Source organism: Corynebacterium atrinae (assembly GCF_030408455.1).
In the GTDB taxonomy this organism is placed as follows: Bacteria; Actinomycetota; Actinomycetes; order Mycobacteriales; family Mycobacteriaceae; genus Corynebacterium; species Corynebacterium atrinae.
In genome coordinates this window covers 925,480-944,182 of the sequence record NZ_CP046977.1, presented here as the reverse complement: position 1 = coordinate 944,182, position 18,703 = coordinate 925,480, and the positions used below count along the sequence as shown (strand labels likewise).

The window sequence follows — 18,703 nt, the reverse complement described above, 5'->3', positions numbered from 1 at the left end:
TTAGGGGTGGGTGAGCAGGAATCGTTCCAGCTGCTCAGCCACCCGGGTGACCTGGGCGATGGGCAGCTGCTCGTCAATCTTGTGGGCGAAACTCGGATCTCCCGGACCGAAATTAACGGCCGGAATCCCCAATTCCGCAAAGCGCGATACGTCGGTCCAGCCATACTTCGCCTTCACGGTGCCGCCGACAGCATTGATGAGGGCGGCTGCCGCCGGGTGATGCAGACCCGGGAGGGCGCCTAAGACGAGGTCGTCTACCTCCAGGGTGAAGTTCTCATCCAGCTGGAGCACCTCCGCCAGGTGATCCTGCGCCTGCTGGCCGTCGCGGTCGGGGGCGAAACGGAAGTTAACAAACATCTCCGCCTGGTCCGGAATAGTGTTCGTGGCCACGAAAGACTCTAGCTTCACCACATTGATGCCCTCCCGGTAGACGCAGCCATCGATGTCAACGCTGCGGGGCACATATTCAGCGATGCGCCGGATGACCTCCCCGAGGCGATGCGCGGCGTTATGACCGAGCCAACTGCGGGCGGAATGTGCGCGCACGCCATGAGCCGTGACCTTGACCCGCAGAGAACCCTGACAACCAGCCTCGATGACGGCCCCCGAAGGCTCGCCCAACAAGGCTAGATCCCCTTCGAGCCACTCGGGATCAGACTCGGCCAAGTGGCCGAGACCGTTGAAGCGACCATCTACTTCTTCACATTCATAAGCAATGACAGTGAGGTCGTGGGCACTGCTCGCCGCCAAATTGGCGAAACAATGGAGATAGACCGCCAGTCCGGACTTCATATCGACGGTGCCGCACCCAAACATCGTCTCGCCTTCCAGGCGGTGAGGAACGTTGCCGGCCAGGGGGACGGTGTCCAAGTGTCCAGCGAGGATGACTCGGGACCCGCAGCCGCGATTGGTGCGGGCGGCGACGGTGTTGCCGCGGCGGATGACTTCGACGTCGATAAGCTCGCGGAGCGCCTGTTCCACCGCATCGGCGATTACCTCCTCCTGATGAGAAGGGCTGGGAATATCGACCAGCGCCGCGGTCAGGGCAACGGGGTCAGCAGAAAGATCGAGTCGGTGCACCCGATCTAGCGTACCGGCCCACACCAAAGGTGTCCCGAGCGAGGCGGAGCCTTAGAATTGGCAGTATGATGACTCAGGGCGCCACCGCCATTGGTATTGCCAACATCGCTATGGACGGCACCATCCTCGATACGTGGTATCCCGAACCAGAACTCGTCCCTGGCACTGGCCTCGTCTCCGGCACGGAACGCCTCGGCGCGCGCGACCTGCCCGACAGCCTGCTTAAACTCGTTCTCCTCGATGAAGACCGCATGGTCGAACAAGTCGCCGTCCGCACCACCATCGCGGACCTCCAGGCCTCTCCTATCGACGCACACGACGTCTACCTGCGCCTTCACCTGCTCTCGCACCGGCTGGTCCGCCCCCTCGAACTCAACATGGACGGCTCCCTCCGCCGCCTATCCACCGTCGTGTGGACCAACAAAGGCCCCTGCACCCCTGGCAACTTCGAGTTCGTCCGCACAGCCCTGCGCAGCCGCGGACTTATCCACGTCTACGGCATCGAAAAGCTACCCCGCATGGTCGACTACGTCGTACCGACGGGAGTCAATATCGCCGAAGCCGAACGAGTCCGTCTCGGGGCATACCTCGCCCCAGGAACCCGCGTCCTGCGCGAAGGCTACGTTTCCTTCAACTCCGGCTCGCTCGGAGCCGCCCGCATCGAAGGACGCATGTCCTCCTCCACCGTCGTCGGAGAAGGCACAGACGTCGGGCTATCGGCGACGATCATGGCGCGGCGACGATCCGACGGCCTCCGCGATCCCATCACCCTCGGCGCCAACTGCCGGCTCGGCGTCTCCTCCGGAGTAGTCGGCCTCACCATCGGCGACAACTGCACGATCGGCGCCAACATCGTCCTTGAACCCGACACCCAGATTTTCGACGCCGACGCCGGACACCACATTCCTGCCTCCGCCCTCAACGGCCGCTCCGGCTGGACGGTGCGCATGGAGGTCGGCCACCCCGAACCGGTCCTGCGACGCACGTGGTAGGAGACTGGTTGATTCTGCTTGCTGGGGCGAGGACTAGCCTCATTAAGTATGACGACTCAGGAACAAGGTCCGACTGCCGGGCCTGGGACTCACCAGCCCACCCCTAGCGCAGGGACCAAGCCGGGAACGGGGCTCGGCACCGGCCTCAAGACCCGCCACCTCACCATGATGGGCCTCGGCTCCGCGATCGGCGCGGGCCTCTTCCTCGGCACCGGCGTGGGCATCGAAGCGGCCGGACCAGCCATTCTCCTCGCCTACATCGCCGCCGGCGCCATCGTGGTCTTGGTCATGGAAATGCTCGGCGAAATGGCCGCCGCACGCCCCTCTTCCGGCTCCTTCTCCACCTACGGAAAGAACGCATTCGGCCACTGGGCCGGATTCACCCTCGGTTGGCTCTACTGGTTCATGCTCATCATGGTGATGGGCGCCGAAATGACCGGGGCGGCCGCCATCCTCGGCGCCTGGTTCGGCGTCGACCCCTGGATCCCCGCACTCATCGCCGTCGTGTTCTTCGCAGTAGTGAATTTCGCGCAAGTACGCGGATTCGGCGAGTTCGAGTTTTGGTTCGCATTCATCAAGGTTGCGGTGATCATCGGCTTCCTGATCATTGGTATTGGCCTTATCTTTGGCTTGCTGCCGGGCACGACTTTCATTGGCACGACCCACTTCATCGGCGAGCACGGCTTCATGCCAAACGGGTGGTCTGGCATGGCTGCCGGCCTTCTCGCCGTCGCGTTCGCCTTCGGCGGCATCGAACTTGTCACCATCGCAGCAGCGGAGTCGGAGAACCCGCAATCTTCGATCGCCACGGCGGTACGAGCGGTCATCTGGCGCATCTCCGTCTTCTACCTCGGCGCAGTACTCGTCATCACTTTCCTCGTGCCTTACCAGCAGCTCGGCAGCGCCCAAACGGCCGCCGAATCCCCCTTCACCGCCGTGCTTTCCCTGGCACACTTGCCCGGAGTCGTCGGATTCATGGAGGGCGTCATCGTGCTGGCACTGCTATCCGCCTTTAACGCTCAGATCTACGCCACCTCCCGCCTCGTGCACAGCCTCGCCCTCGACGGCGATGCCCCCGCAATCTTCGCCGTGACCAACCGTGAGAACGTGCCAATCAATGCCGTCGTGTTGTCCATGGTGTTCGCCTTCGCCTCAGTCGGCCTGCAGTACTGGAACCCCGAAGGCCTACTGACCTTCCTCCTCAACGCCGTCGGCGGCTGCCTCATCGTCATCTGGATCATGATCACTGCCTCGTACCTCAAACTGCATCCCGAGCTTGAAGCAAACGGAGAGATCTCCACAGTCCGCATGTGGGGATGGCCGTGGCTCGGATGGGCAACAATGGCCGCACTCTTGGGTCTCGTGGCACTCATGCTCTTCGACGCCACTGCCCGTTCCCAGGTCTTCGCCGTTGTGATCGTTGTCGCAGTACTCATTGGCCTCTCCGCAATCACGAATCTGTGGCATCGTCGGGTATCGTCTCGTCCATGACTTCAGCCACCGCGCGCGGACTAGCTACCATTACGCACGACGGAACCGTCCTTGACGTCTGGTTCCCCGCCCCTGCTTTGGCGGATGATCCGCTCACCACCGGCACCGAACGTCTGACGGAGACGCCACAACAGTTCGCCAGCCTCGTTGGCCCGGACGAAGACCGGGGGGTCGCGCGCGTCGCAGTCCATACTTCCATTGCCTCGCTTGACGACGCCCCAGTCGACGCCTACGACGTCTACCTCCGCCTCCACCTTCTCTCCCACCGCCTCGTGCGCCCACACGGGATGAATATGGACGGCGTGTTCGACCTGCTGGCTAACGTAGTGTGGACCAACTATGGCCCCTGTGAGGTGTCTGACTTCCAAATGGTGCGTGGGCGTCTCAACGCTCACGGCCCGGTGACCGTCTACTCGGTGGACAAGTTCCCCCGCATGGTTGACTACGTCGTCCCGGAAGGGGTCCGCATCGCGGATGCCGACCGCGTTCGACTCGGCGCATACCTCTCCCCCGGTACGACGGTAATGCACGAGGGCTTCGTCAACTACAACGCTGGCACACTGGGCACCTCCATGGTGGAGGGCCGAATTTCGGCCGGTGTCGTCGTCGGTGACGGCAGCGACATCGGTGGCGGCGCTTCGATTATGGGCACGCTGTCCGGCGGCGGCAAGGAAGTGATTTCCATCGGCGAAAGGTGCCTGCTGGGTGCCAACTCCGGAGTGGGTATTTCGCTTGGCGACGATTGTGTGGTCGAAGCCGGCCTTTACGTCACTGCCGGTACCAAGCTCTCGGTGTTTGGCGCTGTAGCTGTCGCAGCCGGGGTCGATGACGGAACCCGCGTCAAGGCCGCTGAACTGTCCGGGGTGGATAGCATTCTGTTCCGCCGTAACTCGATCAATGGCGCAGTCGAGGCCACTCCGCACGCAAAGGCCCAGGGCATCGAGCTCAACTCGGTCTTGCATAACAACTAGGCGCTCTTAGGCTCGTCGGGATACAACAGCTCGTCCCAAATATCGTCTTCTGTTAGCCCGCCCGAATTGTCGGGTGGGTTTTTCCATGAGTCGGCCGCGCCGGGTGACATGGGCGGGCCCACGTCTCCCTCGGATGGATCCTTCTCCTGGAACTTGTGCGGATTGAGACCTGTTTCGTGTGCCCTATTTCGGGCTCTGATTCTCGCTCCGGCTGAATGCTCTTGCAATTCAGTCTCGTTGAATTGGAGCTCTTCACTACCCGCGGGTTTCCAGGCAGCTCTCCCGGTTGCTTTGTCCCTGGTCATATGGCCCATTCCTCTGGCGCCGTCCCGGTTGTCGTTGTTATCCGCATGGTGGCTGGGACAAGCGAGAGTCAAATTCTCTAAGTCGGTCATCCCGCCGTGGATCCAGGCCTGAATGTGGTGGACGTGGGAGTAAATGGCGGCTCCGGAACAGCTCCCGCAGGCGCATAGACCTTCAAGTGCGAAGAGTGCCAGGCGTTGGTACAGGGTGGCTGTTCGCGCTGTGCGTCCAACTGCCAGTGGCTTGCCTTTGGTGTCGTGCAGCATTCCTAGGTCGAATGCTGCGGCTCCGAGCTTCAGGATGTCGAACGGAGTCAAAAGGTCCCCTGTGTTGGAGAGGAACACCGAGTTAGAGCTCATGTTCTTAACGTCGTCGGTGGTCATGCTCACCACAACTGAGCCGACACCTTGACGGTTAATCTTGCTCTCGTCCGCCAAGTGGGTTTTCAGAATAGCTTCGAGCTGGTCGACTGCTCTCACTGAGCGGCGACGTTTGTCTTCCCCTTCCGGAACAGTGGTGTTGGCTCCGGGGCGCAGTCCGGGAGCTAGGGCGGCCTTGAGCATCGCTGCAAGTGAAGCAGGCAGGCTGGCAACTACGCGGACATTGCCGTCTTCTTCCGGCTCCCCGATGCTGAGAAAGCGACGCTTGTAGCCCGCGAAAGGATCCTTGGTGCCATCCGTCCGGCGTGCCGCTGCGTTGGCGTTCTTGACCTGCCTGCGTAACCAAATGCGAAGATCTTCTGGGGTTCGCTTCTCCGCCTGCTCCAGAGATTGTTCGTGGAGGACTGATTTGCTGGGGCGAGAGCGCTCGCCGAGATTCCGCAATTCTTGAGAGATGATGCGTTGTTTCTCAGCCGCGACTTCCTGGGCCTTCTTACGGGCACGCTCTTGAGCTTCACGGTCGCGTCGGTGGCGCGCCTCCGCTTCTTTGCGGGCGGCCTCTTCCCGGCGCCGACGTTCCTCTGCAGAATCTGCCTCCGCCCCATCCTCCGGAGAGGATGGCGCGGCAGATGGCATGGGCGCAGCGGGCACCGGCTCGGCAACTGGGGTGGTGAACAGGTTTTCCCCGCGTGCCAGTCGGTCTACGGCTTCCCGATATGAAATTCCCAAGGTCTTGGTGAGGTATTCGACGGACCTAGTCGATCCAACAAGACGTCCGGCATTGGATCGCTCAGCAATCCACGCAAATGCCGCGTCGGCGGTGGATTTGGCGCCAGTAATGGACTCGAGCTTGACCATGCCTTCCCGCACAGCTTCGAAGTCAAGCGAAGAGGGATCCGACATGACAGAGGCTAATTGCGCCATGGCAGAGACAGCCTGGTCAACCAGTGCGTCAATGTGGTGCTTTGTCGACATCTTCCCCTCCAATCCCCCCGATTTCATCGCTTACACTTTCGACAATAACACCGTTCCAAGCGCAGTCAAGGCCAATGGCCGAATAGTTGTTCGATCACCCCCAAACGTGTTAGAACTTTTACTCTATGCCCATTTTTCCGATGATGTTGTAAACTATCCTTGACATGCACCTTAGGAAGAAGGATTCAGCATGTAGTCAACATAGTCGACCAGGAGGTACATGGCCTTCCAAAAATTGCCCTCGTGACCCCTCTACCGCAACCACCCACTCAGGAGCTCGACACCATGAGCGATCAAGACCAGCAGAACATGGTCCGCAAGTACCGCCGCTGGCACGAGCTAAGCCAGGCGGAACTGGCCGAGAAGGTCGGAGTATCACGACAGACCATCGCCAACATTGAGCGGGGTAACTACTCTCCCTCAGTCCACCTCGCACTTTCCATCTGCAAAGTGCTCAACCACACCGTCGAAGAAATCTTCGGCGAAGAACAGGAAGGCAAATAGCGTGAGCTATTCAGACGACATCATTGCCCAAGCGGACGCATCCGTCGATGACGAATTCGAACGGCAGATGCTGCACAAATCATCGACTGTCACTGTGAAATGGATGTCTTGGGCAATCCTTGTCACCGCGGCAATGTTGGCTTGGGTCCTCGACGGGCTTGACACACTATGGACAGCCCTCATCTTTCCTGCGCCCCTCGTCGCATCATGGATTGGCTTGGCGTGGCTCCGCAAGTCGGTGCCTGCACCGCGACCTGTTCCCCTTTCCCGAATCGACTGGATAGCACTCATCTTTATCATCGTTATTTGGCTGGCCGGCATTGCCGTTAAGGGGTTTGGATCTTCTTTGGCTTTCACCGTAGGTGCCGCCGTTGGGGCAATCCTCGGCCTGCTCGCGGCAGTTTTCCTTGCCTCTCGCATCCCAGCACGCCAGCGGAGGAAGGATATTCAGCGTCTGAACGACGATGCAGAGGCGGAAGATACCTAAGCTTGAGCTACCGGTTCCTGCTCAACCACGATTTCTGCCTTCTTACTGGAGCCCCTGAACGCCCACAGTTTGTTAATCATAAAATTCACCGGCATTGCCACAATGATGGAGATTGCGGAGGCCCAGTAGAACTTGGTTCGCAGGCCCGTGGAGTCGTCGAAGATGTCAACGGGCAGAGTGAGGGGCGAGGTTGGGTTCATCAGCAGAGTCAGGACGATCTGGCTGACCACAAACGCGCCAATTCCGGTCAATAGGAAGGGGAAGAATCCACGCCACCAACTGCGGCGAGGATAGCCCCGGAAGGTCCAACTGCGGTTCAGCTGGTAGTTCCAGGTGTTGGCCACGAGGAAGGCGATCGTGGCGAAGACGTGGTACCAGCGAATGTGGAAGCTTGATCCCAGCAGGTTGAGAAACGCATCGTGTTCGGAGATGCCCCAGCCCCAGCCGCTGATCTTCTTGGTCAGGTAGACCACGAGCAGGTTGACCACAGTGCCCGAGCCGCCGACGATCCCGAACATGATGAATTGTCGGAACGTAGTGGAAAACCGTTCGCTCAAACCGCTTCGCTCCGCCATTACGGCCCTACCCTCGCTTCTTACCGGATATTAACCACTCAATCCTACTGGTGGAAGCGGAAAATAACTAAGAAAGGCACGTTGCTCACCAGAAATTGGGTCCTCAAAGCGAAGTTCGGATGCTCGAAGATGGAGTGGGGTCGAGAAATCGTACAGGGACAGGCCTTGGTCGACGGGATAGGTGTCGTCGCCGATGATCGGACATCCAAGGTGGTTCAGCACCGCCCGAATCTGATGGGTGTGCCCCGTGAGAGGTTCAACTTCAACAAGCCCCGAACCAAGCTCCGAAGCAACCGACCGAACTATCGTCCGCGTGGGCACTCCCTGACCATCCGACACCACTTCCACGGCTCGCCTCCCCGGCACTTTCAAGAGATCAACCCGCACCTCAATCTCGCTACCAAAGTCCACGGAACTAGATACCCGTGCGTGATAGGTCTTTCGCACTTGCCCGGCCTGGAACATCCGTTGGTACAACCCTCGGGTCTTTGCTCGTCGTGAGCACAGGAGAACTCCGCTGGTCAGCCGGTCTAGGCGATGAAGGGGAACAATGTCATCCGAGTCGTACATCAACCGAAGTCGCGTTTGAACGGTTTCGCGGATGATGCGTCCGTTGCTCGTTGAGGGGAGAAATCCGGGCTTGTCCACCACGATGAGGTCCGGGTTCTCCCACAGGACCCGCAGATCAAATGGAATATCCGGTTCTGGCGGGACGACGGGGTGGAACCAGACGGGCTGTGGGCACTCGAGCAAGGTCCCGGGCACCAGCTTCTCACCGAAGGTGAAGGGTGAGTCCCCCGCCGAGCCGGCCCAGAATTCTGGCGAGGTAGGGACGATGCCTCGGAGAACCACTCGCTGAGGCGAGATGCCCTCCCGCGCCGATATCGGGGCCCGCGACTGTGAGCCCAAACTCAGGCACCTAGCCTTAGGCTGCCAGCCGGGCGACGGCGGCGTCGATACGCTCATCGGTGCCGGTGAGGGCGACGCGAACGTAGTGTTGCCCGGCGGGTCCGTAGAAGTCGCCGGGTGCGACGAGGATCCCGCGTGACGCGAACCAGTCGACGGTGGCGCGACAGTCCTCTCCCCTAGTAGCCCATAAATACAATCCAGCAGAGGAATCGGCGATCTCAAAGCCTGCGGACAGCAGGGCTCGCATGAGTTTTGCCCGCCGCGAAGCGTAGCGGTTTTTCTGGGCTGCTTCTTGGTCGTCGTCGGCTAGGGCGGCGACCATGGCAGATTGGATGGGCCCGGGCACCATGAGGCCCATGTGCTTGCGCACGGAGAGGAGTTCGGCGATGAGCTCGCTGTCGCCCGCGAGGTATCCCGCGCGGTAGGACGCCAGGTTAGAGGTCTTGGATAGCGAGTGAATGGCCAACAGGCCGGTGTGGTTTCCATCGCAGACGCGTGGGTCGAGGATCGAGACTGGCTCGTCCTCATCATCCCAGCCCAGACCTAAGTAGCACTCATCGGAGGCGACGATGACGCCGCGCTCTTGCGCCCAGGACACCACTTTACGCAGGTGGTCAACCCCGAGGACTTTACCAGTGGGGTTAGAAGGCGAGTTGAGGAACAGCAGCGCGGGAGTCTCCGGCCCCAAAGCAACGAGCGAATCTGCCCGCAGAACTCGATTGGCCGCAACCAAGGCGGCAACCTCATAAGTCGGGTAGGCGACTTCGGGGATGACGACCAGTGAGTCGCGGATGCCCAGCAAGGTAGGAAGCCACGCGATGGCTTCCTTAGTCCCCACGACCGGAAGGACGGAGGTTGTAGTCAGCCCGGTCATCCCATAGCGGCGTTCCAACGCCGAAACAATCGCTGAGCGTAGTTCCTCGGTGCCGGCGGTTTGCGGGTAGCCGGGTTCGGCTGCGGCATCCATGAGTGCTAGCTGGATCCCCGGGGCGACTGGGTCGACGGGGGTACCCACGGAAAGGTTGACGATGCCGTCTGGGTGCTCGGATGCCCGCTGTTTGGCGTCCGCGAGGGTGTCCCAGGGGAAGTCGGGCAGACGGGTTCCCAGCGGGGTGCGAGCCACGTTTTACTCCTGGTTCTGCGGGGGAAGAGCGGCGATCATGGGGACGTCGAAGTCCTGCGGGCCGAGCTTGGCGGCGCCGCCTGGGGAACCGAGGTCGTCGAAAAACGCGGCATTGGCATCGTTGTATTCGAGCCACTCATCGGGGACGTCGTCTTCATAAAAGATGGCCTCCACCGGGCAGGCAGGCTCACAGGCACCGCAGTCGACGCACTCGTCGGGGTGGATGTAGAGCATCCGTTTGCCTTCGTAGATGCAGTCCACGGGGCACTCTTCAACACAAGCGCGGTCGAGAACGTCGACGCAAGGTTGCGCAATGGTGTATGTCATCTCTTTTGCAAACTCCTGGGCTTTAGCGAAAATCTTCCCCCAGTATGTCACTTTCCTCGTATCAGAGGCCAAATACCTCCGGCGATCCCGGCGCCGAGCAGGGCGACGCTGCGGATGCTGCTGATGACGAGTTGGTCTCCGGTGACTCCGCCGCCGAGCATGAGACCGAAAAATCCCAAGCACCAGACCACCAGGGGGATGAGTGCCACGGCGGGGGTGGAGCTCCAGAGGCGGGCGGTGCGGGTGAGCACGATGTTGAATAGAAACGCGATGGCGATGGTGTAGGGGAACGCGACTTTCGCGCCGCCGGGCAGGCTAATCCACGTGCCGAGGTAGACAATTTCTAGCAGCACCGAGACAAGGGCGCCGACTGATAGCCACACGAGTCCGAAGATGACTTCACCCCGCGAGAAGTCGGTGCGGATGATACGTTCGTTCATCCTTGCCACTCGCGATCGAGGCCGTCGAGGAGCCCCGGCCCGTCGATAGTTCCGGCACCAAGCTGGTAATACTCTTGCCGCAGGATGGGTTGGGCGTGCAGGTTGGACAGGGCGAACACGGGGTCGGGTCCGACGGCCCAGGCGGCCTGGGGGTTGGTGTGTGAGACGTAGCCGTCGGCAATCCACACCTGGGTGGCGTGGGCGCGCATGGATTCGCGTTTGGCGTGGAGGTCGGAGCTGTCGAGCTCGACCACTAAGTCATGCTTATCGACGCCCTGGTTCTCCGGGTAAGCAGTATCCGGCCGGGTCCAGCCCGTGGGGATCTCTTCGATGCGGTCAATCCCCGCCGCTGTCGCGGCGAGGGAGTTGACCACCCACAACAGGCGTGGCACGGCCACGCGAGCGGCCGCCGCGTGGGTGATGTCGTGGGCGTGGATGTGGTCAGGGTGGCCATACCCGCCATCGGGACCGTAGGTGATGACGAGGTGTGGGCGAATGTCATCGAATACTTCGGCAAGCAGGTCAACCGCGAGAGAACCGGAGTTCACGAAGGCGCGCAGGTTAGCGTGCGCGGGGCTGCCCACCATGCCGGAATCGCGGAAGCGACCGGCCCCGCCGAGATAGATGCCGCGTACGCCGAGGATGGACAGGGAGGCCGCCAATTCGGCTGTCCGGAATCCACCCAGCTGATCCGACTCCGAGGCCACCAATCTGGCCCAGGTGGGTCCGATGACCTCGCCTTCCTCACCCAGCGTGCAGGTGACTACAGTGACGTCGGCGCCGCGTCGCGCCAGTTGAAACAGTGCACCGCCGGTGGAAATGGCTTCATCGTCGGGGTGGGCGTGGACGGCAACTACACGAAAACCCACCAGGTCACGGGAGCTCACAATTTCCTCCAGCTTGGGACCGTCGAGAGCGCATCAGTCAAGGTCCAGTTATTGAGATCAGGGTCGGGGCCAACGATACCCTCGCCGAGTACTTGCATTCGGGTGTCCCCCAACAGCGGGATCGTCAGGTGCTCACGCTCGTTGATGAGCCTAAACACCTCAGCGGCATCCTCGGGAGCGACCATGCCGGACAGCACGTCCCTGGCTAAGGCGTCACTCTCCGGGGTGCAGTAGGCGCTGAGGTTGGCGGCGCGCGGGGAGGAAGGCGCTTCGGGGCAGAGCCACTCCCCTGCTAGACCCGTGGAACTCCCACCGGTGTTCTCCCAAGTGATTACTGCATCGACTCGCCCGCGGGGCAGCAAGATCCCCGTGATCTCCGGGAGATCGGTGGAGATAACCTGCGCCTTCACGCCGCGGGCAGCGAGCAGCTCGACGATGGCGCGGGAGGCGGCGGCCGAGGCGTCGTCACCAACGTTGACCCCCAGCCGGAGGGGCTCCTCGGCGGTCAATGACTGCAGCACCGTGGGAGTAAAAGATGGATCAGCCGCAGGCTGATTCGCGGGGACGCGCAGGTTGGAGGACCGTCCGGCGGCGATGCGGGCGATGAGGGGGACGTCGATAAGCGAACGCAGTTCCTCGCGGGCAGCGACGCTACCAAGCATTGTTGACGTGGTGGACAGGCTCAACCGGAGCTCGCGCTGCAGTTCAACCGTGCGGACCTGGGTGCCCACCATGATGGAGTAGGCGTCGACGGAGGTCTCAGCGGGGTAAGTATCCAGAAAACCTATTTGTCCGCTGCGGAGCTGCTCAGCGCCCTGAGTCACCGATCGCACCTCCCGGAAGTTGACCAGGTCGATGCTGGCGGGATTCGCGCCCCAGAAACGATCATTGCGGTTGATAGTGATGATGCCGCGGGAGCGATCGACGCTGCGGATCATGTACCGCCCAGCGGAGGCGGGGATGGTGTCCGCCAGCGCTCGTTCGAAGTCGGAGGCATCGGACTGCAGCAGGTGGCTGGGTAAAAAGTGGGCAAACAGCTCCTGCCATTCGGCCACCTTTGTCCCCAGGTCAACGTCGATTGTTCGACCATCGGCGGAGACCCGCATGCCCGTGATGGCCTGGTAGCCAGCGGGATCGACGACGGCCGGAGTATCACTCATGCCGTGCCACATGTAGCGGAAATCGGCGCCCGTGATCGGTGTGCCGTCCGACCACTGCGCCCCCGGAGCGATGACATAACGCAGCGATTGAGCCACGCCTTCTCGCTCCGAAGGAACCTCTTCCGCGGAGCTTAGAACGTCTGCGTCCATGACTCCATCGCGGAAGGCACTCGGCAGGACGAGGCTGGCCAGGGATTCCACGAAAGAGGATTTGTCCGAGATCAGGTGCGGGTTGAGTCCGCTGTGCAGCGGATCCACGCCAACATCAATAATCGCCTCCGCCCGAGTGGGAGTAGCCGGAGCACTAGAAGTTGCCGAGGGCTCTGGCGTCGGCGTCGGCTCCTCCACCGGTGGCGGGCCAGGGTTGGCGACACAGGAACTCAGCACCGCCGCGCAGGCAACACTTAGGAGGATTCGGCTTTTCACCCTGCCAATTATGCCTTGGCGACAGGCGTGGACCCAGTTCGCAGCGCCGGGGCGAGGAAGGCAACCAGCACTCCAATGACGATGAGCAGGCCGAATGCCCACCGCAGGCTCAGCCCAGTCGAGATGGCACCGATGAGCGGGCTCGTACCCAAAAAGCCCAGGCGCATGAGCCAACCCACGGCGGTGACGCCGGCACCTTGGGATAGCCCCGGGATGCGGGCGGCCGCGGCAAAGGCGCTGGGCACGAGGGTGGCGCAGCCGAAGCCCGCGAACGCCAGACCCAGGAACAGCAGCTCGGGGCCGGTGGCGAGGACAACCAAGACGCCGCCGATACCGATGAGCACGCCGCCGTTGCGGGCGATGGCGACGGTCCCGTAGCGATTAATCAGCAGATCTCCGGTGAAACGTCCGATGCACTGCGCAGCCAACATGACTGTGAAGGCCAACCCGGCGGCCTCGAGCGAGCCGCCCGCCAGCTCCACGGACGCCAGCCCGGACCAGTTGTTGGCCAAGTCCTCCATCATCGTGCCCGACAGCGCCACCAGGGCAATCGGCAGCACCACCATGAGCGATGCCCACACTCGCTTATCGACGCCGCCGTCCCCCTCGTAGCTGTCGTCCATCGTCGGGGCCGGCACAGGGCCGGTGAGCCACGTAGCCAACAGTGCAAACAGCGTCACGACGACCGCGACAATCCCCAGGTGGACCCGAATGTCCAAGCCCGCCACGGCTGCGGCGGTGCCCGCCGCACCACCTGCCACCGCGCCCAAGGACCAAAAGGCATGAAGGGAGGAAATGATGGACTTACCCAGCCGATCCTGAACGCGCACGCCTGCGACGTTCTGCGAGACATCCACCACCGCGTCCATGAGACCAAAGCAGGCAAAGACCAACGCCAGGGGCCAGGCGGAGGGGATCCAGCCGATCGCCGCTACCAACAACGCCAAAATGGCGGTGCCGTAGAAGACAACCTTGCGCGGCCCGAACCGATTCACAGCCCACGATGGCAACACGGTGGAACCGAGGGAACCGACGGCGACGGCAGCGACGAGGAGGCCGAAAGCGAGATCGCTGAGCCCCCACTGAGTCTTAATCGTCGGGTACCACGGCAAAACGGAAGCGAAAACAGCTCCGTTGGTGGCAAACATAATTCCCACGCCGGAAACTCGCCTAAGTCGTTGGCTCATGCGGCCCATGCTTCCACAGCGCCCCCTTTTCTCTCACACCGCGCAGATCAGCGGAGCCTTCACAAACTGGGAAAGGTTTCAACCCCTTTCCCGTTCAATGCCTTGCCAACCTGCTAAAGAGAACGTCGTCGCCGGACAAAATGTGGGACATTCAGGAAGCCCAGCCGCCGTGGGAAGGTGGGAGAAATCACGGCGGCGTGAGCCGGGGGCTTCTGGGGGTAACAATTCTTTGGCAACTTGCTGCGAAACTCCTGTGAAAGGTGGGAGAATTTCCAGGTCGCCCGAAATCTCACCAAAGGAAATCAATGCGCCGCCTGCTCACGCTCCCCTTCGCTTTGTCCGCCATGTTCGTCCTCACGGCCTGCGGTGGCGGAGAGCCCACGCCAGTCACAGAGACGGTCACCTCCGTAAAGGTGTCAACGCAGAAGGTCACGGTCACCAAATCCGTGGTGGTGGAGCCCGAACCGGAACCTGCACCCGAACCGGAGCCTGTTGTCGCTCCCGTGGAAGCAGAGGTGAACACCGTCCCGCAAGGCTTCGCCTCCATCCCCGAACCTGCCCGAGCCGTGGCTCCCGCTGCCGCCTACTACAAGAACTGCTCCGCAGCACGCGCTGCCGGTGCCGCCCCGGTGTACGCGGGCAGCCCCGGATACGGCAAGCACCTCGACCGGGACGGCGATGGCGTCGGGTGCGAGTAGCTGCTCTCTGGGCCACTCAGGCTGTTCTACCTGAGTAGCCCTGCGGGTTAAGCCACACACGTAGCCGATCCGTGACGCTCAAAAGGAGAGTTTTCCCGGGAGCCCTCGATCGAAAAATGTCGAAGAACCATGCCGGCGCGGTGTCGATGAAGCACCCGGTGAAGGGGATCATTGGTTCTCTACATCACGACAGAGCCACGACAGAGCCGCGCCGGTGTCGAGACGAAATCAAGACACCGGCGCGGCTGTTGGTCGAGCGCTACTACTTATTCAGCTGCTTCTCACGGGAGCGAGCACGGGCACGCTCCGTGGCGTTGAGGTTGAGCTTGCGCACCCGCAGGATGTCCGGGGTGACCTCGACGCACTCGTCTTGGCCGCAGAACTCCATGGCCTCATCCAAGGACAGGGTGTGTGCCTTCGCCAGCGTGACGGTGGTGTCGGCGGAAGCTGCACGCATGTTGGTGAGCTTCTTCTCCTTGGTGATGTTGACGTCCATGTCCTCTTCGCGGTTGTTCGCGCCGACGACCATGCCTTCGTAGGCCTCAGTGCCGGGCTCGACGAAGAAGGAGCCGCGATCTGCCAGGTTCTGGAGGGCATAAGTGGTGATCTGGCCCGAACGGTCGGCAACGAGGGAGCCGGAGTTGCGGCCCTTGATCTCGCCGGCCCAGGGGCGCATCTCGATGGCGTAGCTGTTGGCGATGCCGGTGCCGCGGGTCTCGGTCATGAAGGTGGTACGGAAACCGATGAGGCCACGGGCGGGAACGTCGAACTCCATGCGGACCCACTCGCCAGCGCCGGTGTCCATACCGGTCATCTGGCCCTTGCGGGCTGCCATGAGCTGGGTGACCGCACCCTGGTGCTCCCCGGGGACGTCGATAACCATGTGCTCGTAGGGCTCGTGGACGGTGCCGTCGATGACCTGGGTAACCACCTGCGGCTTGCCCACGGTCAGCTCGAAGCCCTCGCGGCGCATCGTCTCCACCAGGATGGACAAAGCCATCTCACCGCGGCCCTGCACCTCCCAGGTATCGGGGCGCTCGGTCGGCAGCACGCGCAGGGAGACGTTACCGATGAGCTCGTTGTCCAGGCGGGACTTGAGGACACGGGCGGTGAGCTTGTCGCCGCCACCGCGGCCGGCCAGCGGGGAGGTGTTGACACCGATAGTCATGGAGATGGCCGGCTCGTCGACGGTGATACGCGGGAGAGCAACCGGGTTCTCGGGATCGGCGAGAGTATCACCGATCATGATCTCGTCGATGCCGGAAATAGCGGCGATGTCACCGGCGATAACCTCGTCGGTGGGCTGTCGGGACACACCGACGGTGCGGAGCAGCTCGGCGATCTTGACGGTCTTGAAGTGCTCGTTGCCCTCGTCATCGTAGTGAATCCAAGAGACCTGCTGGCCCTTGTGCAGCTTGCCGGCGTGGATACGCACGAGGCCGATACGACCTAGGAAGGAGGAGGAGTCCAGGTTGGTGACGTGGGCCTGCAGCGGAGCGTCGAGCTCTGCGGAGGGCTCCGGGAGGACTTCGTAGATGACGTCGAACAGGGCCTGGAGGTTCTCGGCGTCGGGGACATTGCCATCGCCGGGGTTTTCGGTGGAGGCCTTGCCCTCACGGCCGGAGGCATAGAGGACCGGCAGGTCCAGCAGGGACTCGGCAGCCTGGGCGGCCTCCGGATCTTCGAGGTTGGCGGCGAGTTCGAGCAGGAGGTCCTGAGAATCGCTGACAACCTCTTCGATGCGCGCATCGGGTCGGTCAGTCTTATTCACGAGGATGATGACGGGCATCTTGGCGGCCAGCGCCTTGCCCAAAACAAAGCGGGTCTGCGGGAGCGGGCCTTCGGAAGCGTCAACGAGCAGGACGACGCCGTCGACCATGGACAGTGCGCGCTCCACCTCGCCACCGAAGTCGGCGTGGCCCGGGGTGTCGATGACGTTAATGATCAGGTCATTGCCGTCCTTGCCCTGGCCTTGACGGCGGATAGCCGTGTTCTTGGCCAGGATGGTGATGCCCTTTTCGCGTTCCAGATCTCCGGAGTCCATGACGCGGTCGGTGACTTCGCCGTGATCGCCGAAAACGCCGGACTGCTCCAGCATGGCGTTAACGAGGGTGGTCTTGCCGTGGTCAACGTGCGCGACGATGGCGACGTTACGGAACTCAGGGTGGGACACGAGTGGGCTGCTCCTAGCGGATGTTGATCGGGCCAATCGAGGCCGCGATGGTGAACAGCCCATAAGACTACTCGCGATTGGCCAGACCTGCACTATCGGAGAGCTGGGAGTGTGACCAACCCGTCTCGTTCACATCCAGGGCTTTGCCGTGAGGCGCGCGAATCTTTAGAGTCGAGGAACGCGCAAGTGTAACGAAATGGTCTCGAAGTGCGACAGAACTAAATAGTTAAGCAAAATGGCTTGACTGTGGGATACAAGTGAATATTGTTGTGCAATGAAACTACTGTTAAAGATGTGAATTCGGAAAGGTCCTCTGTGGGATCACCAATCCGTCCGGCAAAGCGTGTCGGCACCCGCTCGGCGTTTGTCGCCGTGGCCGCGGCTTCAGCAATCGCCCTCACCGGCCTGCTGGCGCCGTCGGCCGCCTCGGCGTCTTCTCTACCGCAGAGTCCGCTGGACGAGCTCGGCCGACCCACGCCGCAGGTCACTCAGCAGGTGCGCGATTTCGCTAACCACCCCTGGTTGCCCAAGGAGATCTCTGACGCCGTTTTGTCTGCCCTAGCTTTCTATGCGGGCAACGGCAATGGGTCTGAGGGCGGCGTCCCGCTCCCCGTCGATGGACCCGGGTTCACCCAGTTCATCTGGCCGACGGTGTCGGGAAAGTGCATCGAAGGTGGCTTGGACGCGGTCGGCTCAGCCATCGCAGTTCCCGGGCCGACCACGATTCCAGCCCCCGGTGCTGCCGATGGCCAGACTGCTTTCCTTTTCACCGCTCTTGGCACCTCCCCCGCCGCCGCCAATCAGGGCGAGCTGTTCGTACATTGGTTCAATCTCACTAACCTGCGCCACGGCATCACCTCCCTGGACAACAACGGCATCAATCCAGAAGGACCGGCGACAGTCTCCGGCACCGCCAACACGGGGCACGGCACGGTCGTCGCCGTCGTTTCTGGAAACGTGCGCACTGAAACCAACTCGTGCCACTTCATCCCCACTGCCGCGATTATCGATGCGAGGTAATAGACGTGACTGCTGATCTTCATCCCGTAAAGCAGGAGACATTCAACACCTCCGATCGAGTCAACATTGACCCGAAGGGTTACCAGCGCGCAGTGGACACCTTTCACGTCACCGATTTCGGCCTGTATATGGCTCGCGGTGCTAACCACCCCAAGTTTGGCTACCTCGAATCGTGGCTGCTGCCTAACCTGGGCTTGCGCGCCAACATTTTCCATTTCCGCGAGGGTATCAACGAGCGCCAGGATTTCTACTTTGATGTCGCCGATATCGACGTGGACGGCGAGGTGTGGTCGACCCGTGACCTTTACGTCGACCTCATTTCCGTCACCGGTGAGCCGATCGACGTCCAGGACATCGATGAGTTGGCCGCCGCCACCTCGGCTGGCCTCATCACGGCGGAGGACGCCGAGCGCGCTATCGACACCACATTGACCGCCGTGGAGGGCATTACTCGCCACCAGGACGACGCCATGGAATGGCTGCGCACCCTGGGAATCGAGTTGACGTGGGCCGAGTCGGTCAGTTTGGCACCTGCAGACAACTAAGGGTTGTGACGCTGACCACGTTCGCGGGGTAGATTTAAGGGTAGATATCC

The 18,703-nt window shown here is 61.8% G+C and carries 19 protein-coding genes; 8 read left to right on the top strand and 11 right to left on the bottom strand.

Annotated elements, in window-relative coordinates; genetic code table 11:
• On the bottom strand, positions 1-1,080 hold the full coding sequence (gene dapE / locus CATRI_RS04785) for a succinyl-diaminopimelate desuccinylase (protein ID WP_290220215.1): 1,080 nt from the start codon (positions 1,078-1,080) through the stop codon (positions 1-3).
• 65 nt (positions 1,081-1,145) lie between these two features.
• Here dapE and CATRI_RS04780 point away from each other — a divergent pair, with 65 nt between their 5' ends.
• The 3 genes from CATRI_RS04780 to dapD are packed head-to-tail and all read left to right on the top strand — an operon-like array spanning position 1,146 to position 4,534.
• Positions 1,146-2,072, top strand: a complete 927-nt coding sequence (locus CATRI_RS04780; RefSeq protein WP_290220214.1) for a DapH/DapD/GlmU-related protein — start codon at positions 1,146-1,148, stop codon at positions 2,070-2,072.
• A gap of 48 nt (positions 2,073-2,120) precedes the next feature.
• Entirely contained in the window at positions 2,121-3,563 is a 1,443-nt protein-coding gene (locus CATRI_RS04775) for an amino acid permease (protein ID WP_290220213.1), read from the top strand.
• A complete protein-coding gene (gene dapD, locus CATRI_RS04770) occupies positions 3,560-4,534 on the top strand; it encodes a 2,3,4,5-tetrahydropyridine-2,6-dicarboxylate N-succinyltransferase (RefSeq protein ID WP_290220211.1) in 975 nt (324 codons plus the stop codon). Before CATRI_RS04775 ends, dapD begins: the two co-directional genes overlap by 4 nt.
• On the opposite strand, the gene CATRI_RS04765 is transcribed toward dapD, so the two are convergent.
• On the bottom strand, positions 4,531-6,192 hold the full coding sequence (locus tag CATRI_RS04765) for an HNH endonuclease signature motif containing protein (RefSeq protein WP_290220210.1): 1,662 nt from the start codon (positions 6,190-6,192) through the stop codon (positions 4,531-4,533). The two genes, dapD and CATRI_RS04765, sit on opposite strands and share 4 nt — an antisense overlap.
• A 285-nt stretch (positions 6,193-6,477) precedes the next feature.
• On the opposite strand from CATRI_RS04765, the gene CATRI_RS04760 reads away from it, so the two are divergent.
• A complete protein-coding gene (locus CATRI_RS04760) occupies positions 6,478-6,696 on the top strand; it encodes a helix-turn-helix transcriptional regulator (RefSeq protein WP_290220209.1) in 219 nt (72 codons plus the stop codon).
• Position 6,697: 1 nt separating this feature from the next.
• A complete protein-coding gene (locus CATRI_RS04755) occupies positions 6,698-7,183 on the top strand; it encodes a hypothetical protein (RefSeq protein ID WP_290220208.1) in 486 nt (161 codons plus the stop codon).
• Here the strand turns inward: CATRI_RS04755 and CATRI_RS04750 are convergent.
• The 8 genes from CATRI_RS04750 to CATRI_RS04715 are packed head-to-tail and all read right to left on the bottom strand — an operon-like array spanning position 7,180 to position 14,217.
• Positions 7,180-7,758, bottom strand: a complete 579-nt coding sequence (locus tag CATRI_RS04750; protein WP_290220207.1) for a GtrA family protein — start codon at positions 7,756-7,758, stop codon at positions 7,180-7,182. The two genes, CATRI_RS04755 and CATRI_RS04750, sit on opposite strands and share 4 nt — an antisense overlap.
• Before the next feature lie 30 nt (positions 7,759-7,788).
• The gene (locus tag CATRI_RS04745; protein ID WP_435384185.1) at positions 7,789-8,724 is read right to left on the bottom strand and encodes a pseudouridine synthase; all 936 of its coding nucleotides are present in this window, start codon (positions 8,722-8,724) and stop codon (positions 7,789-7,791) included.
• On the bottom strand, positions 8,684-9,790 hold the full coding sequence (dapC, locus tag CATRI_RS04740) for a succinyldiaminopimelate transaminase (RefSeq protein ID WP_290220205.1): 1,107 nt from the start codon (positions 9,788-9,790) through the stop codon (positions 8,684-8,686). Before dapC ends, CATRI_RS04745 begins: the two co-directional genes overlap by 41 nt.
• Positions 9,791-9,793: 3 nt before the next feature.
• On the bottom strand, positions 9,794-10,117 hold the full coding sequence (fdxA, locus tag CATRI_RS04735) for a ferredoxin (RefSeq protein ID WP_290220204.1): 324 nt from the start codon (positions 10,115-10,117) through the stop codon (positions 9,794-9,796).
• A 47-nt stretch (positions 10,118-10,164) separates the two neighbouring features.
• Positions 10,165-10,557 (bottom strand): hypothetical protein, encoded by a 393-nt coding sequence (locus tag CATRI_RS04730; RefSeq protein WP_290220203.1) that lies wholly within the window; start codon positions 10,555-10,557, stop codon positions 10,165-10,167.
• On the bottom strand, positions 10,554-11,444 hold the full coding sequence (gene mshB, locus CATRI_RS04725; protein WP_290220202.1) for an N-acetyl-1-D-myo-inositol-2-amino-2-deoxy-alpha-D-glucopyranoside deacetylase: 891 nt from the start codon (positions 11,442-11,444) through the stop codon (positions 10,554-10,556). Before mshB ends, CATRI_RS04730 begins: the two co-directional genes overlap by 4 nt.
• Positions 11,441-13,030 carry an ABC transporter family substrate-binding protein gene (locus tag CATRI_RS04720; protein ID WP_290220201.1) on the bottom strand — a complete coding sequence of 530 codons (1,590 nt, stop codon included), beginning with the start codon at positions 13,028-13,030 and terminating at the stop codon, positions 11,441-11,443. Before CATRI_RS04720 ends, mshB begins: the two co-directional genes overlap by 4 nt.
• 8 nt (positions 13,031-13,038) lie before the next feature.
• Positions 13,039-14,217, bottom strand: a complete 1,179-nt coding sequence (locus CATRI_RS04715; RefSeq protein ID WP_290220199.1) for an MFS transporter — start codon at positions 14,215-14,217, stop codon at positions 13,039-13,041.
• Between the two features lie 305 nt (positions 14,218-14,522).
• On the opposite strand from CATRI_RS04715, the gene CATRI_RS04710 reads away from it, so the two are divergent.
• Positions 14,523-14,915, top strand: coding sequence for an excalibur calcium-binding domain-containing protein (locus CATRI_RS04710; RefSeq protein WP_290220197.1), 393 nt, complete (start codon positions 14,523-14,525; stop codon positions 14,913-14,915).
• Between the two features lie 262 nt (positions 14,916-15,177).
• On the opposite strand, the gene typA is transcribed toward CATRI_RS04710, so the two are convergent.
• Positions 15,178-17,088: a translational GTPase TypA gene (gene typA / locus CATRI_RS04705; protein WP_290220196.1), complete on the bottom strand. Its 1,911-nt coding sequence runs from the start codon at positions 17,086-17,088 to the stop codon at positions 15,178-15,180.
• Between the two features lie 315 nt (positions 17,089-17,403).
• Here typA and CATRI_RS04700 point away from each other — a divergent pair, with 315 nt between their 5' ends.
• Both CATRI_RS04700 and CATRI_RS04695 read left to right on the top strand, forming a co-directional pair.
• A complete protein-coding gene (locus CATRI_RS04700) occupies positions 17,404-18,108 on the top strand; it encodes an Rv1157c family protein (protein ID WP_290220195.1) in 705 nt (234 codons plus the stop codon).
• 5 nt (positions 18,109-18,113) lie between these two features.
• Positions 18,114-18,653 (top strand): ribonuclease FAU-1 family protein, encoded by a 540-nt coding sequence (locus CATRI_RS04695; RefSeq protein ID WP_290220194.1) that lies wholly within the window; start codon positions 18,114-18,116, stop codon positions 18,651-18,653.
• The last annotated feature ends 50 nt before the right edge of the window (positions 18,654-18,703 follow it).

Excerpts from the sequence above, each read along its gene's own strand:
- CATRI_RS04780 (WP_290220214.1), top strand. The coding sequence starts at position 1,146 with ATGATGACTCAGGGCGCCACCGCCATTGGTATTGCCAACATCGCTATG.
- CATRI_RS04775 (WP_290220213.1), top strand. The coding sequence starts at position 2,121 with ATGACGACTCAGGAACAAGGTCCGACTGCCGGGCCTGGGACTCACCAG.
- dapD (WP_290220211.1), top strand. The coding sequence starts at position 3,560 with ATGACTTCAGCCACCGCGCGCGGACTAGCTACCATTACGCACGACGGA.
- CATRI_RS04765 (WP_290220210.1), bottom strand. The coding sequence starts at position 6,192 with ATGTCGACAAAGCACCACATTGACGCACTGGTTGACCAGGCTGTCTCT.
- CATRI_RS04760 (WP_290220209.1), top strand. The coding sequence starts at position 6,478 with ATGAGCGATCAAGACCAGCAGAACATGGTCCGCAAGTACCGCCGCTGG.
- CATRI_RS04750 (WP_290220207.1), bottom strand. The coding sequence starts at position 7,758 with ATGGCGGAGCGAAGCGGTTTGAGCGAACGGTTTTCCACTACGTTCCGA.
- CATRI_RS04745 (WP_435384185.1), bottom strand. The coding sequence starts at position 8,724 with ATGAGCGTATCGACGCCGCCGTCGCCCGGCTGGCAGCCTAAGGCTAGG.
- fdxA (WP_290220204.1), bottom strand. The coding sequence starts at position 10,117 with ATGACATACACCATTGCGCAACCTTGCGTCGACGTTCTCGACCGCGCT.
- CATRI_RS04730 (WP_290220203.1), bottom strand. The coding sequence starts at position 10,557 with ATGAACGAACGTATCATCCGCACCGACTTCTCGCGGGGTGAAGTCATC.
- CATRI_RS04715 (WP_290220199.1), bottom strand. The coding sequence starts at position 14,217 with ATGAGCCAACGACTTAGGCGAGTTTCCGGCGTGGGAATTATGTTTGCC.
- CATRI_RS04710 (WP_290220197.1), top strand. The coding sequence starts at position 14,523 with ATGCGCCGCCTGCTCACGCTCCCCTTCGCTTTGTCCGCCATGTTCGTC.